This window comes from Enterobacter cloacae complex sp. 385G4 (genome assembly GCF_057320665.1).
Genome location: NZ_JBXWDD010000026.1, coordinates 1 through 1,201 on the forward strand (window position 1 = coordinate 1; position 1,201 = coordinate 1,201).

At 48.6% G+C, this 1,201-nt stretch carries 1 protein-coding gene; it reads left to right on the forward strand.

What is annotated here, in order from left to right:
• On the forward strand, positions 1-1,188 hold a 1,188-nt coding region (locus AC2FAJ_RS23480), incomplete at its 5' end, for an IS4-like element IS10A family transposase (RefSeq protein WP_032446888.1).
• Positions 1,189-1,201: the final 13 nt, after the last annotated feature.

Consider the following 1,201-nt stretch of genomic DNA (forward strand, 5'->3'; position numbering starts at 1 on the left):
CAACATTCTTTACACCAATACTGCCCAGAACTTCACCTAAAACGATTAAACAGCTTGATGCTGGCCTCTAAGGCGCTGATTGAATGTAAGACACTGACCTTGACTGAGTTAGGTCGAAATTTACCAACCACGGCCCGAACCAAGCACAACATCAAGCGCATTGATCGTTTGCTCGGCAACACGCATCTGCATCAAGAACGGTTAGCTGTCTACCAATGGCATGCCAGCCTCATCTGTTCTGGTAACCCTATGCCGATTGTGCTCGTCGATTGGTCAGACATCCGAGAGCATAAACGCATCATGGCTCTGCGCGCCTCAATAGCCTTCAATGGCCGCTCTATTACCCTGTATGAGAAGTCCTATCCCCTATCAGAACAATGCTCTAAGGCCTCCCACAACGGTTTTTTAGCGGACTTAGCCAAGATTTTACCTTTGCATGTTACCCCTCTCATCGTGACTGACGCGGGGTTCAAAGTGCCTTGGTACAAAGAGGTTGAGGCGCATGGTTGGTTTTGGCTAAGCCGTATTCGCGGTACAGTTCAATTTGCAGATATTGGCGCTGAAAATTGGCGTGCAGTTCGAAGTACACATGACTTGGCCAACGGTCAAGCGAAGAGCCTGGGTTGTAAGACTTTGACCAAAACTAACCCTATCAATTGCCATCTCACGCTTTATCGTAGCAAACCTAAGGGGCGTACAAATCAGCGTTCAACGAGGACTAATTGCCACCATCCATCGGCAAAAACGTACTCAACATCGGCGAAAGAGCCTTGGGTGTTAGCCAGCAATTTACCACCAGAATCTCGGAGCCCAAAGCAGCTGGTAAACCTGTACGCCAAACGTATGCAAATAGAGGAAACCTTTCGTGACCTCAAAAGCCCGGCATACGGCTTTGGCTTACGCCAAAGTCGTACCAACAGTCCAGAGCGATTCGACATCATCCTACTGATAGCGTTGATGGTTCAATGCCTGTTGTGGCTAGTTGGTTTACACGCACAGCAACAGGGCTGGGATAAGCATTTTCAGGCCAATACCATTGGGCATCGAACGGTACTCTCAACGATTCGCTTGGGATTGGAGGTACTCAGGCGGCCTGATTATCAAATCACGGAGAAAGAATTGCTGGCGGCCTGGGTATTATTCGCCAATCAGTTGCTCAAATATGGCTATGCTATGGCTGATTTATGAGGGGATCCTTCAG